Origin of the sequence: Selenomonas dianae (assembly GCF_030644225.1) — a bacterium.
In the GTDB taxonomy this organism is placed as follows: domain Bacteria; phylum Bacillota; class Negativicutes; order Selenomonadales; family Selenomonadaceae; genus Centipeda; species Centipeda dianae.
In genome coordinates, this window is record NZ_CP128650.1 from 213,310 (window position 1) to 233,802 (window position 20,493).

The 20,493-nt window shown below is 55.5% G+C and carries 27 protein-coding genes; 23 read left to right on the forward strand and 4 right to left on the reverse strand.

Annotation, left to right across the window (positions count from 1 at the left end; genetic code table 11):
- The first annotated feature begins 62 nt into the window (after positions 1 to 62).
- Complete coding sequence (locus QU667_RS01070) at positions 63 to 383, forward strand: YjcQ family protein (protein ID WP_304987506.1); 321 nt, start codon at positions 63 to 65, stop codon at positions 381 to 383.
- A gap of 63 nt (positions 384 to 446) precedes the next feature.
- Positions 447 to 650, forward strand: a complete 204-nt coding sequence (locus tag QU667_RS01075) for a hypothetical protein (RefSeq protein ID WP_304987507.1) — start codon at positions 447 to 449, stop codon at positions 648 to 650.
- On the opposite strand, the gene QU667_RS01080 is transcribed toward QU667_RS01075, so the two are convergent.
- Positions 628 to 996: a DUF2513 domain-containing protein gene (locus tag QU667_RS01080; protein ID WP_304987508.1), complete on the reverse strand. Its 369-nt coding sequence runs from the start codon at positions 994 to 996 to the stop codon at positions 628 to 630. The two genes, QU667_RS01075 and QU667_RS01080, sit on opposite strands and share 23 nt — an antisense overlap.
- Before the next feature lie 735 nt (positions 997 to 1,731).
- Here QU667_RS01080 and QU667_RS01085 point away from each other — a divergent pair.
- The 21 genes from QU667_RS01085 (at position 1,732) to QU667_RS01185 (ending at position 15,755) form a co-directional block, all read left to right on the forward strand.
- Positions 1,732 to 2,613 carry a Rha family transcriptional regulator gene (locus QU667_RS01085; protein ID WP_304987509.1) on the forward strand — a complete coding sequence of 294 codons (882 nt, stop codon included), beginning with the start codon at positions 1,732 to 1,734 and terminating at the stop codon, positions 2,611 to 2,613.
- Positions 2,614 to 2,683: 70 nt separating this feature from the next.
- The gene (locus tag QU667_RS01090) at positions 2,684 to 2,995 is read left to right on the forward strand and encodes a hypothetical protein (RefSeq protein WP_304987510.1); all 312 of its coding nucleotides are present in this window, start codon (positions 2,684 to 2,686) and stop codon (positions 2,993 to 2,995) included.
- 12 nt (positions 2,996 to 3,007) lie between these two features.
- Entirely contained in the window at positions 3,008 to 3,700 is a 693-nt protein-coding gene (locus tag QU667_RS01095; protein WP_304987511.1) for a DUF4355 domain-containing protein, read from the forward strand.
- A gap of 15 nt (positions 3,701 to 3,715) precedes the next feature.
- Positions 3,716 to 4,057 carry a hypothetical protein gene (locus QU667_RS01100; protein ID WP_304987512.1) on the forward strand — a complete coding sequence of 114 codons (342 nt, stop codon included), beginning with the start codon at positions 3,716 to 3,718 and terminating at the stop codon, positions 4,055 to 4,057.
- Positions 4,058 to 4,065: 8 nt separating this feature from the next.
- A complete protein-coding gene (locus tag QU667_RS01105; RefSeq protein WP_304987513.1) occupies positions 4,066 to 5,115 on the forward strand; it encodes an XkdQ/YqbQ family protein in 1,050 nt (349 codons plus the stop codon).
- On the forward strand, positions 5,054 to 5,446 hold the full coding sequence (locus QU667_RS01110; protein WP_304987514.1) for a DUF2577 family protein: 393 nt from the start codon (positions 5,054 to 5,056) through the stop codon (positions 5,444 to 5,446). Before QU667_RS01105 ends, QU667_RS01110 begins: the two co-directional genes overlap by 62 nt.
- 50 nt (positions 5,447 to 5,496) lie before the next feature.
- Entirely contained in the window at positions 5,497 to 5,871 is a 375-nt protein-coding gene (locus tag QU667_RS01115; RefSeq protein ID WP_304987515.1) for a DUF2634 domain-containing protein, read from the forward strand.
- Positions 5,864 to 6,898: a baseplate J/gp47 family protein gene (locus tag QU667_RS01120; RefSeq protein WP_304987516.1), complete on the forward strand. Its 1,035-nt coding sequence runs from the start codon at positions 5,864 to 5,866 to the stop codon at positions 6,896 to 6,898. Before QU667_RS01115 ends, QU667_RS01120 begins: the two co-directional genes overlap by 8 nt.
- Entirely contained in the window at positions 6,876 to 7,511 is a 636-nt protein-coding gene (locus QU667_RS01125; RefSeq protein WP_304987517.1) for a putative phage tail protein, read from the forward strand. Before QU667_RS01120 ends, QU667_RS01125 begins: the two co-directional genes overlap by 23 nt.
- Before the next feature lies 1 nt (position 7,512).
- Positions 7,513 to 9,405 carry a hypothetical protein gene (locus tag QU667_RS01130; protein WP_304987518.1) on the forward strand — a complete coding sequence of 631 codons (1,893 nt, stop codon included), beginning with the start codon at positions 7,513 to 7,515 and terminating at the stop codon, positions 9,403 to 9,405.
- 12 nt (positions 9,406 to 9,417) lie between these two features.
- On the forward strand, positions 9,418 to 9,771 hold the full coding sequence (locus QU667_RS01135) for a hypothetical protein (RefSeq protein WP_304987519.1): 354 nt from the start codon (positions 9,418 to 9,420) through the stop codon (positions 9,769 to 9,771).
- Position 9,772: 1 nt separating this feature from the next.
- On the forward strand, positions 9,773 to 9,937 hold the full coding sequence (locus QU667_RS01140; RefSeq protein ID WP_304987520.1) for a CD1375 family protein: 165 nt from the start codon (positions 9,773 to 9,775) through the stop codon (positions 9,935 to 9,937).
- 66 nt (positions 9,938 to 10,003) lie between these two features.
- Positions 10,004 to 10,540 carry a phage holin family protein gene (locus tag QU667_RS01145; protein WP_304987521.1) on the forward strand — a complete coding sequence of 179 codons (537 nt, stop codon included), beginning with the start codon at positions 10,004 to 10,006 and terminating at the stop codon, positions 10,538 to 10,540.
- The gene (locus QU667_RS01150) at positions 10,521 to 11,036 is read left to right on the forward strand and encodes an N-acetylmuramoyl-L-alanine amidase (RefSeq protein WP_369427538.1); all 516 of its coding nucleotides are present in this window, start codon (positions 10,521 to 10,523) and stop codon (positions 11,034 to 11,036) included. Before QU667_RS01145 ends, QU667_RS01150 begins: the two co-directional genes overlap by 20 nt.
- A gap of 45 nt (positions 11,037 to 11,081) precedes the next feature.
- The gene (locus QU667_RS01155) at positions 11,082 to 11,369 is read left to right on the forward strand and encodes a hypothetical protein (RefSeq protein ID WP_304987522.1); all 288 of its coding nucleotides are present in this window, start codon (positions 11,082 to 11,084) and stop codon (positions 11,367 to 11,369) included.
- A 66-nt stretch (positions 11,370 to 11,435) separates the two neighbouring features.
- On the forward strand, positions 11,436 to 12,002 hold the full coding sequence (locus QU667_RS01160; protein ID WP_304988371.1) for a glycoprotease: 567 nt from the start codon (positions 11,436 to 11,438) through the stop codon (positions 12,000 to 12,002).
- Positions 12,003 to 12,323: 321 nt separating this feature from the next.
- A complete protein-coding gene (locus QU667_RS01165) occupies positions 12,324 to 13,535 on the forward strand; it encodes an RtcB family protein (RefSeq protein ID WP_304987523.1) in 1,212 nt (403 codons plus the stop codon).
- 165 nt (positions 13,536 to 13,700) lie between these two features.
- Positions 13,701 to 13,886, forward strand: coding sequence for an esterase (locus QU667_RS01170; protein WP_304987524.1), 186 nt, complete (start codon positions 13,701 to 13,703; stop codon positions 13,884 to 13,886).
- A gap of 9 nt (positions 13,887 to 13,895) precedes the next feature.
- Positions 13,896 to 14,825: a helix-turn-helix transcriptional regulator gene (locus tag QU667_RS01175; RefSeq protein ID WP_304987525.1), complete on the forward strand. Its 930-nt coding sequence runs from the start codon at positions 13,896 to 13,898 to the stop codon at positions 14,823 to 14,825.
- 115 nt (positions 14,826 to 14,940) lie between these two features.
- Positions 14,941 to 15,528, forward strand: a complete 588-nt coding sequence (locus QU667_RS01180; RefSeq protein WP_304987526.1) for a vWA domain-containing protein — start codon at positions 14,941 to 14,943, stop codon at positions 15,526 to 15,528.
- A 20-nt stretch (positions 15,529 to 15,548) separates the two neighbouring features.
- Positions 15,549 to 15,755: a hypothetical protein gene (locus QU667_RS01185; RefSeq protein ID WP_304987527.1), complete on the forward strand. Its 207-nt coding sequence runs from the start codon at positions 15,549 to 15,551 to the stop codon at positions 15,753 to 15,755.
- 197 nt (positions 15,756 to 15,952) lie between these two features.
- On the opposite strand, the gene QU667_RS01190 is transcribed toward QU667_RS01185, so the two are convergent.
- From QU667_RS01190 to QU667_RS01200, 3 genes are read right to left on the reverse strand one after another with little or no spacing between them, the layout of a single operon-like run.
- Positions 15,953 to 16,582 (reverse strand): response regulator transcription factor, encoded by a 630-nt coding sequence (locus tag QU667_RS01190; protein ID WP_304987528.1) that lies wholly within the window; start codon positions 16,580 to 16,582, stop codon positions 15,953 to 15,955.
- Complete coding sequence (locus QU667_RS01195; protein ID WP_304987529.1) at positions 16,579 to 17,967, reverse strand: sensor histidine kinase; 1,389 nt, start codon at positions 17,965 to 17,967, stop codon at positions 16,579 to 16,581. The genes QU667_RS01190 and QU667_RS01195 overlap by 4 nt, the downstream gene beginning before the upstream one ends.
- Positions 17,955 to 20,399 (reverse strand): type 2 periplasmic-binding domain-containing protein, encoded by a 2,445-nt coding sequence (locus QU667_RS01200; RefSeq protein ID WP_304987530.1) that lies wholly within the window; start codon positions 20,397 to 20,399, stop codon positions 17,955 to 17,957. Before QU667_RS01200 ends, QU667_RS01195 begins: the two co-directional genes overlap by 13 nt.
- Positions 20,400 to 20,493 lie beyond the last annotated feature (94 nt).

The following is a 20,493-nucleotide window of genomic DNA, read 5'->3' on the forward strand; positions in this document are numbered from 1 at the left end:
CTCTTCTTTTTATTTATTATATACCTTTGTTGCTGAAAATACAACAGTTTAGGAGATGTGCTATGGCAAACTTCAAGCTGATCTATCAGATACTCTCGCTCTTGGATAAGAACCTTGACGATGAGGAGCCGGATTTCTCGAAGCTCTCGGCAGAGCATTTCAAGGTGTCGGAGAAGCGGTTCACACACATCATGCTCATGCTCTATGAGGCGGGCTACATCGAAGGCATTGCCCCGATTCACCTAGGTGGCAATGACTATGATTTCAAGCTGACAAGCCCGCACATCACTCTCCGAGGATTGGAATACCTTGAGGAGAATACGATGATGAAGAAAGCCTATCGGCTCTTGAAGGGCGTCAAGGAGATTGCGCCGAGGCTGTAATGGCAACAGAAAAGCACTGTGGAAAATGCGCACAGTGCTTTTTATGTGGAAGGAGTTGATATTATGACCCGTGTCAAGCAGATGCGCAGGGAGGCGGCGCAGAAGCGCATCGCCGTCCTTGTGAAAGGGAAAGCCGCGCTTATGGAGGAGGTACGCCCTGCGCTTTCGTGGGAGGAGAATGCGCCCCTGATGGAACGGTATCAGGCATTGTATGATTTGTTTAACGATCTGATTCAGGTGGAGGCTACAACCCTAGCAGCCCTTTAGCTATGTGTATGGCAAGTTCTTTGACAATCTCTAAGGATGCACCGCCGCCGACATCGGCTAAATGCTTCTTTGTGTTTGTCCAGACTCTATCAGAGCGCACGGAGTCCAGATAATCATATCCGTTTACGGTCAGGCGACGAATCATAAAGTCCTTGATAACACCGATATACATTACATCGGTGACTTCGATGTAGCCGGTTTCAGACAATAGTTCAAGGTGAAGCGATAACAGGTTTTCGTCATCGCACAGGTCATAAAAAGATTCGTTTGTCAAATTTCGTTGGTAAGTGTCTGCTTCTTCAATACGGAGCAGGATGGAACGGATAAGGTCGAGGTCGCGTTTCATAACATTCATCCTTCCATGCCGAATATTATAGCACTTTGCGAAATGCAGAGTGCTTTTCTTGTAGGTGGTGTCAATATCCTCACCTCCTACTTGCCATTTGAGGAGGAGAGATGTATAATAGGCATAGAAAAGGCGTTGCCGTGATACACGGTCAGCCCCTCATAGTTGGAAAAGTTTTCCGCCTAAGTTGGTAGCTGCAGGCGGATTACTTTTTTGTCAAAAGCAACACTAGAACGATCAAAAGGAGCAAGGTCACATTTGTTTCGTTCATAGCCAATCACCCCGATCTAGGGGCTCAGATTGACCGCCTACCGTACGGCAACGCTACAAGCATTATACCACACAAGACAGCGTGATGCTGTCTTTTTGTTTGCAGAAATTTTTCAAAAAAACTCTTGACTTTCTGGATACACTGTATATAATTATTGTGTAGCCTGAAAGTGAGGTGAAATATATGGCACGCACCGGCAGACCGAAGATTGATAACCCTAAAACTATACAGATGCGCATACGAATGACGCAAGATGAAGCTGATACGCTCAAGGAGTGCGCGGAAGTCTTACAGAAAACAAAGACCGATATAGTAATTATGGGGATTCAAATGGTTCATGCCAACATAAAGAAATAGGGTTTCGCTCCCCTCTGGACAAGGAATTGCGAAACCCGCAGTACAACCCCGAAGGATTGATAAATCTATTATATCATTCTTTCGGGGAATTTGAAAGGATGATACCGATGGGGAATCTAGTTCAGGTAGCAGATGGTCAGATCGTTGTATCAACTCGACAGATTGCAGAGCATTTTGACAAACAGCATAAACATGTGCTGAGTGTTATTGAAAATCTGAAAGCCGAAAATTCGGCTCTCAGAAATATGTTCTGTGAACACAGCTACAAAGTAGAGGGGAACAACAAAACCTATCCCGAATACCTGATGAACCGCGGCGGCTTTTCTCTCCTCGTGATGGGGTTCACGGGCAAGAAAGCCCTTGAATGGAAGATCAAGTACATTCAGGCGTTCAATGCGATGGAGGAGGAACTGCGGCGCGGCGGCACGCCCTACGTGCTCACTATGAAGCACTACAAGAAGCGTCCCGTGCTCACCTCGGCGGATGTTGCCGCGCTCCTCGGCATGGCAAGCGAGAGTGTCAGGCAGGCACTCCAACAGCCGCTTGCAAGGTGCAAGCACGGACGGGACTACTTTCTCGTGCAGGGCGATGACCTCGTAGCACTCAAACATGACAATCCGAGCATCTCATCTCTTGCGAGCAGTGTGCTCCTCATCGCTGAGAGTGGGCTTCGCAAGATATGTGCCTACCTGCGGCGTGCGATGCCCGCCGTGTTCGGCGATCCGCCCGTTGTGGATGTGTTGCCTGTGCAGGTGACGAATCCTCTGAACACCTATGCCGCTCCCGAGAGCAACAAGGAAATTGGCGCATGGGTGAAGGACATTCGCGGCTACATGGACGTGCTCGACGGGCTTTTGCATAAGTACGAGCAGAAGAACCCTATCAAAACGCAGGAAGCTCTGAAAGAGGTTATGCGCAGTGTTGGCAAGGACATCTGGGAGGACGTTGTTCGCCTTACCTGTCAGAAATACGACCTCGTGACAGTATAAAACAATTTCACATCGAACCCGCTCAACTATGGGGCGGGTTTTTTGATACCCATTTTTAGGAGGTGGGGCTATGCCTGAGACTGTAATGATTGACGCAGTACGCTATGCCATTCTGCGCGTCAAAGCGCCACTGATTCTTGAAGGGCGTGTATGTAACGCCGTTGTGGAGTACAACACGGCACAGATCAAGATGCTTGAGGACGGGAACATCGGAGAGGGAAACGCGGCAAAGCTGCTCATGCACGAGATTGTCCACGCACTTCTCTTTGAGCGGGGCATGACTGAGGCGGCAGCAGACGAGGAGCTTGTCACGGAGCTTGCGGCAGGATTTGTGAATCTTGTGCGGGCGAATCCGCCGCTGATTGCGTTTTTGCAGAAATAAGGGGGAATGGATATGAATGGGATTCGCGCACCGGCGCGTCTCTGTGCCAATGAGAAACAAATATTTTTGAAAGTGAGGATGAACAATATGGACGAAAACAAGTTTGTTTTTGACCTTCAGCGTTTCGCCGACGGCGGTGATGGCAGTGCAGGGAATGACGCTGCGGGCGCAGAAGGCGCTGCGGGCGGTGACAACAAGCCGAAGAGTGACCCGCCCGAGAGTAAGCCTGAGGACACACAGGCGAAGATTGACGCGGCGGTCGCCGCGCACCTTGCTGAGGCTAAGGCGAAGTGGGAAAAGGAATACCAGAAGAAAGCCGCAGCGGAGAAGAAGGAGGCGGAGCGCCTGGCGAAGCTCTCCGATGATGAGCGCAAGGCAGCAGAGCTGGAAAACAGCCGCAAGGAGCTTGAGGCGAAGGAAGCCGAGCTCAAGAAGAAGGAGCTTAAGCTCGAAATGGTCAAGGTGCTTGCGGATCGCAAAATTCCCGTGCAGTTCATGGACTACCTCATCGACGCGGACAGTGAGAGTACGCTCGCTCGCATCACGACGTTCGAGAAGGAGTTCAAGAAGGCGGTCGAGGACGGCGTGAATGAGCGCCTGAAGGGCAAAGCTCCCGCATCGGGCGGTACGCGTACGAATACGGACGGTGCGGGCGTCAGCAATGGGTTCTTCGACGCCATCTATAAGAATCAGGTCAAGAGATAAGAGGAGGATACAGAAATGGCAGATATGCTTTATCTGAAGGAGAATTTGCAGGGATTTGTGCCGACACCGACGGCATCGGAAATCATCGCAGACGTGGTGCGCGGCTCGTCGGTCATGCGGCTCTCGACGGTGCGTGAGATGAAGTCGGAGACGCACAAGACAGGACTGAAAGATCGCCCCGTGGAGCGTACGCCGCCGCGCCCGAAAGCCATTCAGCGCGTGCAGGACTTTCTCGATGCGAGCAAAAAGGCGTACGGCGATTATCAGCACTGGCGCGGTATGGCAAACGCGAACGGGATTAAGAATCTTGCGATGAAGGAGCTGCGCGGTGCACTCGGTAAACTCAAGCTGAAATAGGAGGGCGTATGAAGGTCAAGATCATGCAGACGGACATTACCCATCTGCTTACCTCGTGCACATGGTCAGGATCCCGGCTGAACGTCGCGCGTAAGCTTGAGTTTTCCTTTGTGCAGGACGACCGCGATCCGAATGTCCCCATAATTGACGTGGACAACGGCTACACCTGCTATGGTTACGATGATACGGGAAATCTCGTTTTTGAGGGCAATATCTACGCCCTTGAGCGTGACCGTGCAAAGGCTACGGTGCGTGTCACGGCATTTGACCATCTCATCGTCCATGCGCGGAGTAAGACCACGCGCAAATTCACGAACATCACCGCCGAGGACATCACACGGCAGCTCTGCGCGGAACTCGGTGTCCTCATTGGTAACATCGCGGAGACGGGCGTGCCAGTGTCATTTATCGCGAATGCCAAGACGGGCTATCAGACGATTATGGGCGCGTACACCGAGGCGGCGAAGGTGACAGGCAAGAAGTATCACCCTGTCATGAATGGCGCAAAACTTGACATCGTGGAGAAGGGGACGCTCATCGAGGGCTACACCGCAGATTCCGCGCGTAATATGGAGGAGAGTACCTACAAAGAGAGCATCGAACAGCTCGTCGATCAGGTACTTGTGGTGGATGAGGAGGGCAACCGTGTCGACTATGTGAAGAATGACGAGCACATCAAGAAATACTCCATGTTTCAGGAGGTCTACAAAACAGACCCGAACAAGGACACGCAGACCGAGGCGAAAGCCCTGCTCACAAAGCCGGAGCGGTCAGGATATATCACGGCGCTCGGCGACTACCGCGTAAAGTCGTCCTACTCCATCATCGTGAGGGACAGTCTTTTCAAGGGGCAGTTCTGGGTAAAGTCCGATACGCATACGTTTGTGGACGGCAAACACGAGATGAAGCTTGAACTTGAGTTTGAAAACGTCATGAATGAAGAAGAGACCGAAAAGGAGAAGGAAAAGAAAGAACAGGAAGGAGGAAAGAAACGCCGTGGCAGAGGTAATTCCAAGCGCGGAGAACTCCGTGAGCAAGATGCTGGCGATACAGCATGATATTGCAGAGGAGCATATACCTCTCCTCCCAAGCACGGGCAGGGTGCTGACGCCGCCGCCCGCACTTTCCGTCGAATGGAACGGTATTATACTCACGCCCGACAAGCTCTATCTAAATGAGTATTGGCTGCCGGGGCATACGCGTCATATTGTCGGCGAGACGAGCTTTCGCGGGGGCGGTGGCGGTCTTGCCATGTACGAATCGCACAATCATCCCATCGACAACGATGAGACGTGGACGGATACGCTGAAGCCCGGCGACATCGTGAGTGTCTATCCGCAGAAGGGCGGGCAGCTCTTTATCATCGAGAGTAAGTTGGTGAAATTATGAGCAGTGAATTTCCTTTTATCGGGGCGATGCGTAATGCTGCGACGGCTGACATGCCTATTTTTCAGGAATACGCATGGGACTTTGCACGTGACCGCTTTCTCTATGACGTGAATGGGCGGCACATTCTTTTATCTGGGAATCCCGCGCTTGAGGTGTGGATTTACAAGGCACTCAAGACGGAGCGTTTTGAATATCTCGCGTATTCATGGCGGTACGGCATCGAGCTGAAGCCTTTTATCGGCAAGGTCATGGGCGTACAGGAACGCTATTCAGAACTGCGGCGTGTCATTACGGAGTGTCTGATGGTGAATCCGTACATCAAGAGCATTGACCGCTTTGCGATTGTGCCCGAAAACAGCGGGGAGCTGGTGCGGGTATACATTTCGCTGACAACGGTCTACGGGGAGGTGGAGATCAATGTATAAGGCAAGGGGACAGGCGGACATTCTGCGTGATTTGCAGAAACGCAGCAAGACACCTGCAAGCAAGATCGAGGGGACGTTCGAATATGATGTGCTGGCATCCAATTCAATTGAGTTTGGCAAGGTGGAGGTAGAGCTTGAGGAGGCGTATCGAGCCGTCTTTGCTGAAAGTAGCTGGGGCGAATATCTCACGATGCGTGCTGCTGAGCATGGCGTCCTTCGGAAAACAGCAACCAAGGCACGCGGTGTTGTGACGGTGACAGGAAGCGGACGTGTGCCCGCGGGCAGCATTTTCCAGTCAGAGACGGGTGCCCGCTATCAGGCACTCAAATCAACTGAGGTTGTAAAATCCGCTACTGTTGAGGTTGAAGCGCTTACTACAGGGAGTGCGGGCAATGTCGGGAAGCGAGCGATCAACAAGATTCCCATGAGTATTCCAGGCATCTCCGGTGTCAGTAACGAGGAAGAGATGCGCGGCGGCTACGACGAGGAAAGCGACGACGAACTCAAGATGAGATACCTCCTCTACGTCCGTACGCCGTCTACGAGTGGAAACAAGCACCACTATTACAACTGGGCAATGAGCGTCCCCGGGGTTGGCGCATGTATGGTTGTCCCGCTCTGGCAGGGCGCAGGGACGGTAAAGGTGCTCATTCTGGATGCGCAGCGAAAGACTGCGCCGTCAGAACTGATCGAAAAGGTGCGTACATATATCGAGGACGTACGTCCGATCGGCGCAACAGTGACGGTCACAAGCCCTGCGCCGAAAAATGTGCGGATTACGGGTAGCATAGTCGGACACTGTGACGCGCCCCGATTTATTGCTGATCTGAACGACTATTTGATGAAGCGTGAATTAGCTATAAAATCACTCTCTGTTGCGCAGGTTGGCGACATTCTGATGAACCAGCAGGGGGTAACAGATTATGAGGACTTGCTGCTCAATGGGGCGAGTAAAGTGCTCGTAAGCAATGATGAAATTCTATCCATCGGAGAGGTGACACTGCATGAACTTCCAGTTTCTCCGTGAGAATCCGGTGCACCTTGCACGATACCTTCCGCAATTCCTTCAAACAGACCCCACATTTCGGGATGCGCTCGAAAACTGTAGCACCGAGCATGAACTGCTTCGGCTTGTGTTACAGGATACCGCCCGTCAATTTTTTGTAGAGAAGGCGACATGGGGGCTTACCTCGTGGGAGTGCGAACTCGGACTTACCCCTCGTCTCGATGCGAGCTATGAGGATCGGCGCAAAAATATCCTGCTGAAGATACAGAGCCGGCAGACCTCGACCGTTGTTTTTATGGAACGGCTGGCATCGTATTTCTTCCCCGATGGAACTAAAGTGGAAATTGAGGAGCGGAACGAGCAAAATGCGTTTCGTGTGATTTGCGATGCGCTTAGCGCGGATTACGCGGGGCTACTTGCGGCAATCGAGGAGTACAAGCCCGCGCATCTGACCTTTACCCTTGACTATTTGATGGAGCGCGAGGCGATGGTGTACGCCGCAGGATATGTTACAGAATATGAGATTGTTGACATACCCTGTAGCACCGAAGTCTCCTATCAGGTCGATAGACTGCCCTTGTATGTAGGCGGACGCGTGGATGATTTTGAAATTGTTGATATAAGGAGTTCATAGCATGGCACATTTTGCAAAAATCCAAACAACTCAACAGGGTAAAAATATTATCCTCGCGGGTCAAAACAAGCAGAGTGTCGTTTTTACAAAGGTCGAACTCGGTGATGGACTTCTGGACGAGGGACAATCTGTTGACGACATGACAGCACTTGTACACAGTGTGATGAGCCTCCCGTTACAGAACTTTGTGAATAACGGCGACGGGACGGCGCGACTGCGCTTTGTCCTTGACAATAACAACCTGTCTAAGGGATTCTTTAACCGCGAGATCGGTGTGTTTGCCAAGGTCGGAGATGGTACGGAACGGCTCTTTGCGTATACCAACGCAGGCAATCTTGCAGATTATATTCCAGGCAAGGAAAGCCCGATCTCAAGCAAGATCATCAATCTACATATCATCGTTGGGAATGCGGCGAATCTGACAATTGTTGCTGAAAACAGCGCGTATGTCACAAAATTGGATATGGATGGGCATAAAACACAGGAGGTACTCGACCATCCGGATGGTAGCGTGACGACGCCGAAGATCCGAGACGAAGCTGTGACGGGGGCAAAAATCGCACAGGCATCCATCGAAAAGAAACACCTCAAAAAAGGGGGGATTTCGGCGGAGGATGTAGGCGCGTACTCAAAGGGAGAGACGGACGAGAAAATCGCCGCCCACCGCACCGCCGCCGAGCTCGATCACCCCGATAAATCCGTCAGACGCAAGCACCTCGCGGATAACATCTACACACTGCCCGCGCCCGAACCCGCAGACAACACCAGATTCCTGCGGAATGACGGAACGTATCAGACGATTACGCCGAACAACATCGGCGCATATCACAAAAGCGAAAGTTACAACAAAGGCGAAGTAGACGGTCGTGTAAACGTCAAAGTAAGCAAAAGCGGCGATACCATGACGGGTAATCTTATAGCGCCAGCATTTGAAACAGAACATGGATACTTTGGCAATTATCAGCGTGATACAGGCGATGCTATCACTAACAACGGCGGTGCAAATGTAAATATCGCTTCATGGTGGGGGATTGGTTTTTATAACACTTGTACAAAAAAATACACAGGTACCATGGATTTGCGTTCTGGCGATTGGCGCACAATAGGCAAAATAAGAGCAGATGCAGGTTTTGAAGGAACTGTGACAAACGCCAACAAATTACAAAATTGGAGTTTGCAACAAATTCTTGACGAATTTTTGAATGTTTGGCACTCAAATAAAGCATATACCGTCGGCGATATTACCTATCATAAGAATTTGCCTTCATGGGCACGTTTGGAGTGCGTCACAGCAGGAACAACGGGGAACAATGCAAACGTCTTTTCAAAAAACGTAAAAGCAGGGCAGTACATCCAAGACGGCGGCGTTCAATGGATTATTGACGATGTGCGCGACGGTAACCGCGTCGGCTCTATTACAGGCTCATTGTATCTCCCTGACGGCTACATCAAAGCCAACGGCGCAACCGTACAGCGTGCCGATTATCCGCGCCTTGTTGCACTTGCGGACAAGCACAACCTATGGACAAATGACGCAGCGAATAACTTAGGTATGTTCGGACGCGGAAACGGCAGCAGTACGTTTGTTTTACCCAATTGGATAGATAGAATGATGCAGTTCGCCGCGCAAGGTGGCAGTACGTTAGCAGCAGGATTGCCGAATATAACGGGGCAAGTTGGACAAGGTACGGATTCTATGTTTAATTCTGCCTTTTGCACAGGGGCTTTTCGCGGTTCAGCTGAAAACTCACCAGCAAAAAACGCGGCAGGAGGATATAGACCTATTGATTCAGGATATGCAGTCCTTGATGCATCCAAATCCAACCCCATCTACGGACGCAGTAGCAGCGTTCAGCCCGCCGCAATACGGCTCATACCGATCATCAAATACTAGAGGAGGAGCAGCATGGAGACAAAAACCGTCTACGCATACGACGCTGATGGTGCATACATTGGCGAGCGCACCCTTGACGACACCGACCACAGCCCGATCAGCGGCGCGTGGCAAATCCCCGGCAACATGACGGAGACACAGCCGCCCGCCGCAAAGGAGGGCTATGACCTCTACTGGCGTGGCGGAAAATGGGAGCAGGTCGCGCGTCCGAAGCCCGAACCGGAACCAACGCCGCCCGAGGACACCGAGCCGCAGGAGCAGGACGTGCAGCGCATCCCCGAAACGGAGCTTGCCGTTATGGAGGGCATGGTCGATATGCAGACACGCCTCGCCGCACTTGAAGCAAAAATGAAGGGAGGTGAGTAACATGGCAGCAGTGATCTACAGCTGGATGGTCGTCGCATACGGCATCCTCGTGAATGGCGGGAAGTACGCTCTCGCGCCGGAGGACAACCCGAAGAACCTGCTCGTTGTTCCCGAACTCTACCGCGAGAAAGTCGCGGAATGGGTTGTCACGCACACAGCAGGATGAATGTGAGCGCAGAAAAGCCGTCATAATGCATGGCGGCTTTTTCTGTGCATGGAAAGGAGATAATCTATGGATTTTATGTCGGTGATTCAGCGTCTCATCGAGGGATGGGGGGCAAAGGTGGGGCTGTCCATCGCCATCACCATCGCTTACGAGGATCACGCTCAGATCTTCGCGGCATTCGTTGCACTGGTCTGTCTTGACCTTGCGACAAAGTGGCTCTCGCTCTCGCGCAAGCACCTCGTTGATACGGGAGCGGATCAGCCCTCTCTCTGGCAGGCGTTTTGGAACGTAAAGAAAGCCCGTCGCGCGGGCTATATCAAGAGCGACATCATGCGTAAACGTTTTGTGCCGAAGATCCTCACCTATATCGGTGTCGTCGCGGCGGCGTTGACGTTGGATTTTATTCTGGTGAAGGCACACGCGCCCGCATTTGCCGCGACACTTGTCATCGGGTATCTCTCACTCACCGAGTTCATTTCAATCCTTGAGAATATGCAGAACGCGGGGATTGACGAGGCGGGGGCACTCGTTGAAATGGCACGCCGCAAAGGCGGCATTGGAAAGAGTAGGGGCGAGAGCCCCAATGAGAAAGGAGAAAAATGACATGGAGCGCATTCCAATCGTAGAGACCTATCTGGAGATCGACCAAAACCGGCTCACCGCGCGGCGCGTGACCGACCAGATCGTCATCCACCACACAGGCAACGCGGTGGATGACGACCTCTCGGCGGCAGAGATTGACGCAAGTCACAAAGGGCGGGGGTGGACGTGCATCGGCTACCACTACGTCATCCGCAAGGATGGAACTGTGGAGGTCGCTCGTCCGCACTGGACAGTGGGAGCGCACGCCTACGGACACAACAGTCACACCATCGGGATTCATGTGTGCGGGAACTTCGAGGAGGCAGAGCCGACGGATGCACAGATCGAATCGCTCGCAATGCTCCTCTCGAATCTCTGCACCGACTATGGGCTGACGATCGACCGTGACAGCATCGTCGGACGCAGGGAGTTGATGGCGACGGCGTGTCCGGGGAAGAATCTCTATGAGATGATGGATACGATTGTCGGGAAAGCGGCGTTTTATGCGGCGCAGTAATTGATTGGAGGTAAAATTATGAAGAGGGTTTTTATTTCGCAACCGATGCGTGGGCGTAAGCATGAAGAGATTCGTGCGGAACGTGATGCAATTTTGGCGCAGATTACGGAGCACTTTTATGGGGAGGGTGTAGAGGAGATCAAGAGTTTTCTTCCCAATGAGTTCCATACGGCGGGTTTTAAGAATGTTGCGCTGGCATATCTTGGAAAGAGTCTTATGTTGCTCGCGGATGCGGATGTTGCTGTGTTCGTGCAGGGGTATGCAGAGGCACGCGGTTGTCGTATCGAGCATGAGGCGGCGGTCGCGTACGGTGTGGAGCGCGTGTATGTGTAGGGGGTGGGTGTCATGCTATATCGGGCGCGGGCTGTCGTTATAAGATACAGGGCGGCGTTGTTGGTGATGCTGTGTGTGGTGCTCCTCGGTGCTGCGTATGCGCTCGGACGGAGTTCCGCCTCGGAGCAGACGACGACGGAAAAACCCGCCGTCATGACGCAGGAGCAGACGCAGGATGCGGAGCGGCTACGGGCGCAGCTCGACATCTCCAAGAGCAACGCTGAGGCTCTGCAGCGGCGGCTTGCGGACGTGCAGATGGGACAGCGTGCGCCTACAGTGACATACCACGTCAGCGCACCGACCGTCGAACAAGCGGCGCAGGTCGTTGAGCGTCAGATCAGAGAGGACAGTCCGACACTGCCGCGGGCGGCGCGGGAGAAGAGTGACCGCACTGTTGTGACACCAATCACGCAAGATAAGGATGGCAAGCAGTTGCCATCCGATCAGCAGAAAGTTGACGTGTATAAGATCAACCTACGAAAAGATCACCGAATCAAGGCGGGTGCGTCCGTCATTGACGGCAAGGCTCTGATGACCGTCGGCTACGAGCAAGGACGATTTGAGGCACTTGGTCATTTCGACGGCGGGCGATATAAGGGCGCGACGGTGATGTATAACATCGCGGAGTGGTGACAAATAAACGAACAGAGGGGACAGCGTTTCGTGCGCCGTCCCCTCTATTTTTCTTGTCTACACTTGTCTACAGATTGCCTACAAAATACCATGATTCGCCCTCTATATTGCTATTTCGTCGTTGTGTAAAAACCACGGTGTTATTTCCGTGAAGCCTTGTCGCTGTTGGGGTTATGGGTTTACTTTCTGAATTGCTGTATCGCCTCCTTGCATATTTTGATGTTTTCGGTCAAAATATGATATAGTGAAAGCAAGATACCAAACGGTTCGGGCAAGAGGACGTTGACAGAAATGCTGATTCCGGCGCATAGGAGGGAAAACATGGATCGCATGGAGATACGCGGACGCTGCGGTACGGCGATTGTATACGCAAAGGTGATTGAGGATGAGGCGGTCGAGCAGATCCGCCGTATGTGCGACTACGAGTTCACGGAGGGCGCGAGCATCCGCATCATGCCCGATGTACACTGGGGCAAGGGCTGTACGATCGGTACGACGATGACCGTGCGGGACAAGGTCGTCCCGAACCTCGTCGGCGTGGACATCGGCTGCGGCATGTATACCGTCGGCCTCGGCAAGGGCGAGATCGACCTCGTACGCTTTGATGAGGCGGCGCACTTCATCCCGTCGGGGCGAAATATCTGGGATGGGCGGCAGGAGCAATTTGACCTCCTCGGGCTGCGCTGCTACCGCGCCCTCAAGGATACAAAGCGCATCGCACGCAGCCTTGGCACACTCGGCGGCGGCAATCACTTCATCGAGATCGACCGCAGCGCGGACGGTACGAACTACCTCGTCATCCACACGGGCAGCCGCAACCTCGGCAAGCAGGTCGCGGAGTACTACCAGAACATTGCCATCGACCTCTCGCACGGCAAGGACGAGCTCTTCCGCGCACGCGACGAACTCATCCGACGCTATAAGGCGGAGGGGAGGCGCAGCGAACTGCAGGAGGCGCTCAAGGAGCTGAATCGCACATTTCAGGCAAAGGCGGCGGAGATCCCCCCGGATCTCACGTTCCTCTACGGCAGCTACCTCGAAGACTATCTGCACGACATCGAGATCTGCCAGAACTTCGCGCGGAAGAGCCGTGAGGTCATCGCGCGTGTCCTCCTCGAACGGACGGGGCTCACGGCGGGCGACGCATTCCACACCATTCACAACTACATCGACGTGGAGGAGCGGATTCTCCGCAAGGGCGCAATCGCGGCGCACGCAGGCGAGCGTGTCCTCATCCCGATCAATATGCGCGACGGCAGCATCCTCGCCGTCGGGCGCGGCGATCCGGACTGGAACTGGTCGGCTCCGCATGGGGCGGGGCGGCTCATGTCACGCAAGGCTGCAAAGGAAAACCTCTCCATGGATGAGTTTTGCAAAACAATGGCAGGTGTCTATACAACAGCCGTCAACGAGAATACGCTCGACGAGGCACCGATGGCGTACAAGGCACTCTCGGACATCATCGACGTGATCGGGGATTCCGTGGACGTGGTTGAGGTGCTGAAGCCCATCTATAACTTCAAAGCGGGGTGAACAGCGTGGAGGGCATACCCCACGCGAGCACATCCCGACAAAGCAACGAAATGAGGAAACATTTTTGGATGACGCACCCTCTATTTGTCCATGTGAAAGAGTATGATGGTGATTGATCAGACCGTATTCGTACAGCACCTTACTTGATGGAATGGAGCGATGGTGATGCCCTTCGTATTTGTTTTTGTTGTTCCTCCGCTTCTTTGCTTGCTCGGCGAAGTTTATAAATCATTTGGTTTCATCGGTGTGTTGATATTCCTTGCGATGATTGTCTTTTTCCTTTGGCTCATTGCTTTTCTGGAGATGAAGAGCGATGAGGCGGCGGAGCAATATAAGAAAAAAGTGAAATGAGGGACCACCGTGGAACTTGACTACAAGGAGAACAAGGGCTTTCGTCTGCTGCATCTGTACGAGCGGCTGAGTCGGGGCGAGGTCGTCCGCAAGGCGGATCTGGCGCAGAAATTTGTCGTGACGGACAAGACCATCCAGCGCGACATCGAGGAGCTGCGTGCCTATCTCGCGGAGACGCGTACCGATGAGGGGGAGGCTGCTATCGTCTATGATCGTGCACGAGGCGGCTATCTGCTCACGCGCGCGGCGAGCGAGTGGCTGACGAACGAGGACGTGCTCGCCGTCTGCAAGATCCTGCTGGAGAGCCGCGCGTTCTGCAAGGAGGAACTCGACGACCTCCTAAAGAAGCTGCTGCGGCAGACTGCGCCGCAGGATCGCGCACAGGTCGGGAGGCTGATCCGCAGTGAGCAGCATTACTATGTCCCGCTGCGCCACGGGAAGAAACTGCTCTCCGCGATCTGGGAACTTTCGCAGCACATGACGGCACAGCACACCATACGCATTTCCTATTGCCGTCAGGATGGTACGGAGCGCATGCATGAGGTGAACCCCGTCGCCATCATGTTCTCCGAGTATTATTTCTACCTCATCGCCTATCTGGCGGACGGGCGCAGGGAGTTCCCGACCATCTTCCGCATCGACCGCATCGCGCGTTTCGAGCCGACGGGGGCGACGTTCCGCGTGACCCACAGCGGGAAATTCAGCGACGGCGAGTTCCGTAAACGCATCCAGTTCATGTACGCAGGTGAACTCCGCCGCGTCACCTTCGACTACAGCGGCGCATCGGTCGAGGCCGTCCTCGACCGCCTCCCCACGGCGAAGATTATTGCGGAGGATGGGGGCGTCTATCGGATTACTGCCGAGGTGTATGGGAATGGCATTGATATGTGGCTCCGGAGTCAGGGGCGTGCGGTAAAGGTGGTGGATAAAAAGATGTGATTTATGAAAAACAATTTTTTTAAATAGACAAAATCTGTCCTCCTTCTTCCCTATACTGTAATCATGAGAAGGCGAAAGCCTCGGATTATGGTATGGAAACGAAGGAGGATTTGTCATGAAGAAGGGATTGACGGAGCTGGTGTTCATCGTCGATCGGAGCGGGTCGATGGCGGGGCTTGAGAAGGATACGATCGGCGGGTTCAACTCGATGCTGAAGGAGCAGGCGGAGCTTGCGGGCGAGGCGCGTGTGACGACGGTGCTGTTCGACAATCAGTATCGGCTGCTGCATGACCGCATCGACATCCGTGCGGTCGCACCGTTGACCGACAAGGACTATCGTGTGGGCGGCGGCACGGCTCTCCTCGATGCCATCGGGCGCACGATGGAGAAGATTCGCGCGGTGCAGAAGCAGACGGCGGAGGAGTATCGCGCGGAGAAGGTGCTCTTTGTCATCATCACGGACGGCGAGGAGAATTCCAGCCGCAAGTATTCGGCGGCGCAGATCAAGGAGCGAATCGAGCATCAGAAGGAGAAATACGGCTGGGAGTTTGTCTTCTTCGGCGCAAATATGGATGCGGTCATGGAGGCGGCAAAGATCGGCATTGGAGCTGAGTTCGCGCGGGGGTGGATGGCGAACGCCGCAGGGACAGCGGTGGCGTATAACGCCATGTCGGCGCTCGCGACAGAGTTGCGGATGCGGTAGAGGAGCGGAGAGCAGACAAAATGAGCACGTTGAAAACGGTCGGAATCACGGCGGTAGTTCTTGCAACCGGTTTCCTTGGCTATGGCATCTATAAGGCGATGCAGGATGAGGACGAACAGGCAGCTTCTTCGGATGATTCGACCGAAGAGGAGGAGATGGAGGATGAGGAGGAAGGAACGGACGAAGAGGGATTCGATGATGCGGAGGGAGATGTTGTCTATGGGTGATGGGCGTTTCTGTTGATTCGCATGGAGTGACATGATACCCCTGCGGATTCTGTGCAATTGGCATAAAAGAGATTCCACGTGTCTGATCTGACATTTGGAATCTTTTTTATTGCAGGAATCGTGTTTTCGTGATGATCGCTCCTTTGTGAGCGTTTTCCCGGACGTTCCAAGCGCCCATCCCGTCACGCTTTCGTGTGTCACCTCTCCCGTGGCACACTGCCCGCATAGCCGCGCTCGGTCGCCTCGATAGCGAGCCCGACGATGCTCTTGTAGCCGGTCTTGGCGAGCATATTGCCGACGTGGAAGTTGACGGTGCGCTTTGTGATGCCGAGCTCTGCGGCGATTTCCTCGTAGCTCATGTTGCGACAGATGCGGTGCAGGATGCCGAGCTCGCGCTCCGTGAGCGGATTGTCCGTGCTGGCGAGGGCACGTCCTGCGGCTGCACGCGGGTAGATCCGTTTGCCCCGCATGGTGGCACGGATGCAGTCGGCGAATGCCTCGCTTGAGGACTCCTTGTAGATGAAGCTGTCCGCGCCCGCGTTCTTTGCCCACGTCAGAAAGGCGACCTCCTGCATCCCCGTCATGAGGACGACGCGCAGCGTGGGGAAACGCTTCTTGAGACGTTCGCAGATGCGGATGCCGCTCGTGCGACCCTCCATACAGATGTCCATGAGAACGAGGTCGGGGGCAAGGCGCACGCACGCCTCCTCTGCCAGTTCTGAGAGGGTGCAGGTGCCGACGACCTTGATGTCCGTGAGCGGCGCGAGGAGCTTTACCAGACCCTCCAGGAGTATTTTCTGATCGTCCACGAGAAGAATTTTTGTCATCGTCGATCCTCCCCTATCTGTGCGTCGAGTTCAAAATGCGGCGATGTGGTGATGCGCAGATGCCCGCCGAGTTCGTTCACGCGGCGGATCATGCCCGCAAGCCCTCCGCCGGGACGGAGCGTCGTGCAGCCGATGCCGTTGTCGCGGATGCACAGGCGGTGTTCGGTGAGTGTGATCCGGATCTCGTTTGCACGTCCGTGGCAGACCGCGTTGCTCAGCCCCTCGCGGATGATGGCGGCAAAGGCGCGGGCACGCCGCAGACTGCGCGGCAGCTCGCCCGTTTGGACAAGGCGCACGCCGAGCCGCGTGTAGGTGTCCGTCATATCGGCGAGGAGGGTGGCGGGATGTTCCTCCTGCATCAGTGGAACCTCCTCAAGGAGGCTGTCAATGCGGATGATCGTATCCAGTGCGTCCTTCGGCGCGGGGCTTGCGAGGAGTTGTTGGAGCATACTGATGCGCTGCCCGAGGACATCGTGCACGCGTGAGGTGATGTCCTGCAGCGTGCGGTGCCGTTCCGTTTTTTCAAGGGTCGCGAGCAGTTCCTTCTGTGCGCTGACCGTGGCGCTGAGTGCGGCGTTTTTCGCCTCAAGTTCTCGCGAAACGGCATCTGCCTCCGTGACGCAGGAGGCGGTCAGCTGCCAGCCGTCGAGCCCCTCCGTCAGCCGTACACGTTGTACGAGCCATGCGTCGCCGGCGGCAAAGCGCAGGAGAACGGCATTCTCGTGCACAATCTTATCCGCTGTGGCAGGATCGTCGAACGCCATGAGTTCCTGCCAGAACACATCCGCGCTGCGATACTGCCGCCCGAGGATCCGCTCCATGAAGCGCAGCATTGTGATGTTGACGAGAACCGCAGTGTGATCGGCACGGGCGAAGAGCAGTCCGTCGGGCAGGAGATCGAGCCCCTCGCGGATGGAGGCGACCGTCACCTCACGTGCACTCCACGCCCGTATGTGTCGGATGAGGAGCAGAACCCGCCCTGCGAGCAGCAGGAGGACGAGGAGCGCACAGACGGGCAGGAAGATGTCAAACAGCGGAAGGGAGAACACGCCCGCCGCCGTGAGCAGTCCGCCGCGCCGCGGCGTCCACCGCATCGAAAAGAGCCCTGCGCCGACGGCGGCCGTCCCCGCAAACACACGCTCGTAGAGTAGCCACTCCGTCGGCGGCAGACCCATGAGTTCGAGTTTCCATCCGCCGCCGAGGAGGAGCGTGATGCAGAGCGCGACGGCGAGTGCTGTCGCCTCCGGCAGGGTGCGGCGTATGCGATGCCGATCGAGGTGCGAAAATCCCCAACAGAGTACGGCGGTCTGGGCGATGAGGACGAGGCACGCGGGGAGTACGAGGACGAGGATCGCCGCGAAACCGTGTGCGGTCAGTCGTTCCATGTGCGCTCCTCCTTATCCTCTGCCCGTGCCGAGGGGGCGGCATCTCCCGCTGCCTGCGCCGCGCTGTGTGCGGCATCCGACACGGCGGACGTAGGGCATACGGTCAGTGCGAGGGCATAGTCGTGATCTCTGCGCGTGATGGAGACCCTGTGCCGCTCCTGCCAGTCCTCTGTCCACGGGGCGATCCAGTCCGCCTCCTCGATCAGAAAGAACGCCGCCCCGTCCGCAAAGCGGCAGAACACCTCCGAGGTCTCCTCGGCTGCGGCACGCGTCAGAAACTCCGCGAAGAAGTCAAAGAGCGCAAGTGCCGCCTCCGCATCCGGTGCCTCGCTCTGCGACCACTCCACACCGACGCGCAGTCCCAAGGGGCGCAGATAGGTACAGGTCTCCGACACCGCCATCGAGAGCTCGTCGGCACGGATATGACCGTCCTCCTGCCCCTTGAGGAAGAGCACACAGCGTTTCTTGAGATACGAGGAGAGCAGGTTGAGCCGGCGGATGAGCAGCGTCACCTCCGCTTCGTTCTCCGTCGCCATCAGCTGCTCGCGGAAGCCGCGCAGGAGCGGACGTTTTGCGGCGAGAATCGCCTCCAGTTCGTCGGACAGCTTGCGGCGGAGCGTCAGCGCGAGCAGCTGATGGCGGATCGTGTGCTCCTCGCGCAGCACCAGATGGGCGCGGCGGAGGGCATCCCGCGTGAGCGCGAGCTGCCGCTGCTGTTCGTGCAGGGGGGAGAGATCCTCCTGCCAGAGGAGTGCGCCGCCGTGCACCTCCATGCGCTCGGTGCGGACATCGCGCGAGGGCGCACGAGGGGACACTGCCGACGTAAAGACGGGCGTTCCATTTGCATTGACCAGCTGCATCGCGAGCTGCGAATGTGTGAAGAACGCCTGATGAAAGCGGTTCGACGGCATCAGCCCCGTCCGCAGACACAGCTCGATGAGCAGGAGAAAAAAGAGCGCCGTCACTGCCGTCATCTCCGCCCACGTCACCCACTCCACATATTGATATGCGATCGAGTACACCATAAACAGCGCAAACAGTACGAAGGGGAGCACCATCGCGGGGCGCAGCACCTGCTGTGCCTTTGCCTTTTCGAGGAGAAGGAGCAGCGCAGCGAAGATCTCGGAGAACCAGAGCGTCCAGTAGGCGTACGCACCCCATGACAGATGCTCCGACCACTCCATTGCCTCCGTACTCCATGTGAAGTAGAAAAACTGATGATGCAGGTCGTTGCAGAGAATGAGCACGGCGATGAGGAGGTTGATGCCGAACACTGCCCGCAGCCACGGCGGCATCGTGCGGTCGAGCACGTCCTCATCCGAGCTCCACGCGATCCAGAGGAGCGCGACCGACAGCCCGCCGCGAAACACATAGTAGAGATACCAGAGCGTGTGTACCAGTGTGTTGCTATGTGCGAGAGTGAGGATCTTCACCGTACGATCCAGCTCCCAGAGGAGGAGCATGGCGAGGAGGAGGAGGACGGCGCGGCGCGTCCCGTGGTTGAGCACGCGGCGGCGGATGCACGCGCCCCATACGACCGTTGCAACGAGGGTCAAAACAAGGATGGTAAAGCGTTCGTGTGGCTCGCGCGGCGTCAGCAGGGGGCGTTCCATGATCTCCGTGTGGAAGCGTGTGTTGATTCGGTGGAGCGCGTGCGGGAAGTCGGGCGGTATCGTGCGGGCGACAGCGGCATCCGTGGAGACGGGCGGGTAGCCCGCCGCCGCAAGATCGTCGGGCAGCTGCGCGGAGAATGCGATGGGCGCACGTGAGAGGATGCCCTTCGTACAGGTGAGCGTCCCCTCCTGCGGCTCGACCATGCGCAGCCGTGCGCCGCGTCGGATCAGCCGCTCCGCCTCGTGGGCAAAGAGCACATAGACATCACGCGCGTTCCGCCCGGCAAAAAGCCCGCGAATACCTCGGTGCACGGGATAAAAACGGAGCGTTCCCTGCACTCTCATGCGTGCGAGATGTGCAAACGAAACATCGAAGTCGGGATCGAGCCGCTGTGCGAGCGCCAGAAAAAAAATCTCGCGCTCCGGCGAACTGTCGGGCAGGACGATCGTGACCCCCTCCCTGAGATCTGCCCAGCCTGTCACGGAGACGGGGGCGTCCTCCCACACAGCGAGCACAACTGCCGCCGTAAAATGCGGGTACCAGTAGAGCATCTCTGAGGTACCGCGCCGGAAACGCTCCGCCTGAAAATCATAGATCTCGACCGCATCCACGCGGCGATCCTGAAACAGATCGAGCAGATTCCGCGCGTACCCGCGCGGCTCAAGCGGTACATCGGCCGCCTCTTGCAGGATGTTTACGTACGCCGCGCCGTAGTTGCGGTCGTAGGCAAGCGAGAGTGCGGACGCGTGCGATGCGGACAGCAGCAGCGCACATAGAGCGAGCAGACAGAGGGACACGTACCGCCGCAGCCGACACATCGCCCCACCTCCCTCAGCGTGAACATTTATCCATATTACTTCGTTTGATATGAGTGAAAATCCTTGAACGAAAAGTCCTATTGTCTAAAAACTT

Excerpts from the sequence above, each read along its gene's own strand:
- QU667_RS01070 (WP_304987506.1), top strand. The coding sequence starts at position 63 with ATGGCAAACTTCAAGCTGATCTATCAGATACTCTCGCTCTTGGATAAG.
- QU667_RS01075 (WP_304987507.1), top strand. The coding sequence starts at position 447 with ATGACCCGTGTCAAGCAGATGCGCAGGGAGGCGGCGCAGAAGCGCATC.
- QU667_RS01080 (WP_304987508.1), bottom strand. The coding sequence starts at position 996 with ATGAAACGCGACCTCGACCTTATCCGTTCCATCCTGCTCCGTATTGAA.
- QU667_RS01085 (WP_304987509.1), top strand. The coding sequence starts at position 1,732 with ATGGGGAATCTAGTTCAGGTAGCAGATGGTCAGATCGTTGTATCAACT.
- QU667_RS01090 (WP_304987510.1), top strand. The coding sequence starts at position 2,684 with ATGCCTGAGACTGTAATGATTGACGCAGTACGCTATGCCATTCTGCGC.
- QU667_RS01095 (WP_304987511.1), top strand. The coding sequence starts at position 3,008 with ATGAATGGGATTCGCGCACCGGCGCGTCTCTGTGCCAATGAGAAACAA.
- QU667_RS01100 (WP_304987512.1), top strand. The coding sequence starts at position 3,716 with ATGGCAGATATGCTTTATCTGAAGGAGAATTTGCAGGGATTTGTGCCG.
- QU667_RS01105 (WP_304987513.1), top strand. The coding sequence starts at position 4,066 with ATGAAGGTCAAGATCATGCAGACGGACATTACCCATCTGCTTACCTCG.
- QU667_RS01115 (WP_304987515.1), top strand. The coding sequence starts at position 5,497 with ATGCCTATTTTTCAGGAATACGCATGGGACTTTGCACGTGACCGCTTT.
- QU667_RS01120 (WP_304987516.1), top strand. The coding sequence starts at position 5,864 with ATGTATAAGGCAAGGGGACAGGCGGACATTCTGCGTGATTTGCAGAAA.
- QU667_RS01125 (WP_304987517.1), top strand. The coding sequence starts at position 6,876 with ATGAACTTCCAGTTTCTCCGTGAGAATCCGGTGCACCTTGCACGATAC.
- QU667_RS01130 (WP_304987518.1), top strand. The coding sequence starts at position 7,513 with ATGGCACATTTTGCAAAAATCCAAACAACTCAACAGGGTAAAAATATT.
- QU667_RS01135 (WP_304987519.1), top strand. The coding sequence starts at position 9,418 with ATGGAGACAAAAACCGTCTACGCATACGACGCTGATGGTGCATACATT.
- QU667_RS01140 (WP_304987520.1), top strand. The coding sequence starts at position 9,773 with ATGGCAGCAGTGATCTACAGCTGGATGGTCGTCGCATACGGCATCCTC.
- QU667_RS01145 (WP_304987521.1), top strand. The coding sequence starts at position 10,004 with ATGGATTTTATGTCGGTGATTCAGCGTCTCATCGAGGGATGGGGGGCA.
- QU667_RS01150 (WP_369427538.1), top strand. The coding sequence starts at position 10,521 with ATGAGAAAGGAGAAAAATGACATGGAGCGCATTCCAATCGTAGAGACC.
- QU667_RS01155 (WP_304987522.1), top strand. The coding sequence starts at position 11,082 with ATGCGTGGGCGTAAGCATGAAGAGATTCGTGCGGAACGTGATGCAATT.
- QU667_RS01160 (WP_304988371.1), top strand. The coding sequence starts at position 11,436 with ATGCTGTGTGTGGTGCTCCTCGGTGCTGCGTATGCGCTCGGACGGAGT.
- QU667_RS01165 (WP_304987523.1), top strand. The coding sequence starts at position 12,324 with ATGGATCGCATGGAGATACGCGGACGCTGCGGTACGGCGATTGTATAC.
- QU667_RS01170 (WP_304987524.1), top strand. The coding sequence starts at position 13,701 with ATGCCCTTCGTATTTGTTTTTGTTGTTCCTCCGCTTCTTTGCTTGCTC.
- QU667_RS01180 (WP_304987526.1), top strand. The coding sequence starts at position 14,941 with ATGAAGAAGGGATTGACGGAGCTGGTGTTCATCGTCGATCGGAGCGGG.
- QU667_RS01185 (WP_304987527.1), top strand. The coding sequence starts at position 15,549 with ATGAGCACGTTGAAAACGGTCGGAATCACGGCGGTAGTTCTTGCAACC.
- QU667_RS01190 (WP_304987528.1), bottom strand. The coding sequence starts at position 16,582 with ATGACAAAAATTCTTCTCGTGGACGATCAGAAAATACTCCTGGAGGGT.
- QU667_RS01195 (WP_304987529.1), bottom strand. The coding sequence starts at position 17,967 with ATGGAACGACTGACCGCACACGGTTTCGCGGCGATCCTCGTCCTCGTA.
- QU667_RS01200 (WP_304987530.1), bottom strand. The coding sequence starts at position 20,399 with ATGTGTCGGCTGCGGCGGTACGTGTCCCTCTGTCTGCTCGCTCTATGT.